1 protein-coding gene is annotated in these 1,279 nt (G+C 64.5%); it reads right to left on the bottom strand.

Annotated elements, in window-relative coordinates:
- Nucleotides 1–185: 185 nt before the first annotated feature.
- The coding region (locus ACFWUP_RS31360; protein ID WP_379239609.1) for an IS701 family transposase at nucleotides 186–1,279 on the bottom strand (1,094 nt) is incomplete at its 5' end.

Genomic DNA, 1,279 nt, shown 5'->3' with positions numbered 1-1,279 from the left:
TACTGCAACGGCACTCACGGATCGTCAGTCGAGCGGATGACCACGGCGGCGGTAATGCGAGAGCCGAGCCTGATACTGACGTCGCCGCCGCCACCTCGACCAAGACCACACATGATCCCCATGATGGGCACGAGTGAGCATGAACGAGATGAGCAAACGGCGGATTTCAGGTATCGTCAGCGCGATCATGCCCTCAACGGGCGCGCTGAATCCCCCTTTGTAGCAAGCATTTTCGAGGCCGCGAGCCAAGCAAGCCCCAGCATGGACAAGGTGATGTGGGCATACCAAGCCCGCCAACTGCGGACCTGGTAATGATCGAGCCCGGCCTCGCCCTTGGCTTGCTGAAACGCCTCTTCCACATGCCAACGCGATCCCGCGGTCCAGGCCAGATCCACCAACCGCGCCGACGCTGGGCCGTAACAGATGTAGTAGGCGATCTCGAACTCACCTTTACTGTTGGGACGCACCGCGCGCCGCGCCAGCAGCCAGTGCCCCCGCCCGGCCGCCCAGGTACCCTCGATCTGGCGCCGTGCCCAGTCGTACTCGCGTGGCCCGTGCGCGCCGGCACCGACCGAGAACCGCTGCCAACTGCGTGCACCGAACTCCGCGACCAGATCCTGCGCGCTCCCGACACGGTCAGCGCGCGTCGTCAACTGATGATCGCGGCGGGTGGCCATGACATAGAAGACATCGTGATCCTCGCACCATTGCCGCAGGTAGCCGGCCTGGCCATACGCCTCATCGGCGGTGAACCACCGAAACGGCACCTTCGCGGCCACCGCGCGTTCGAGCATCGCGATCATCTGGCGTGGCTTGGTCGCGAACTCCACCTCGTCACCGATACCGGCAGCCCGGCAACGCTGCCGGTCACTCGTCCACGACTCGGGCAGATACAGTTCGCGATCGATCAAGGCATGCCCGTGCTGGGACGCGTACGCCAGAAAAGTCCCGATCTGACAGTTCTCGGTCCGCCCGGCCGTGCCGGAGTACTGACGTTGCACCCCCGCCGATTTCGTGCCCTTCTTGATGAACCCGGTCTCGTCGCCGACCAACACCGCCTCGGGGTCGCCGAGGTGTTCGACGACATAGTCACGCACATCATCGCGGACGGCATCGACATCCCAGTCGGCCTTACGCAGCAGCCGTTGCATCCCGTCCGGACAGCTCTCACCAGCACGTTCGGCCAGTGTCCAGCCGTTCTTGCGTTCCAAACCAGCCAGCAGCCCTGACACGTATTCCCGTGCCCGCTCCCGCGGCTCCGAACGCGAGAAACGCGGAC

Source organism: Nocardia sp. NPDC058658 (genome assembly GCF_042716665.1).
Classification (GTDB): domain Bacteria; phylum Actinomycetota; class Actinomycetes; order Mycobacteriales; family Mycobacteriaceae; genus Nocardia.
Note: the sequence above shows the minus strand (reverse complement) of the source record. Positions and strands in the feature narration are given on the sequence as shown.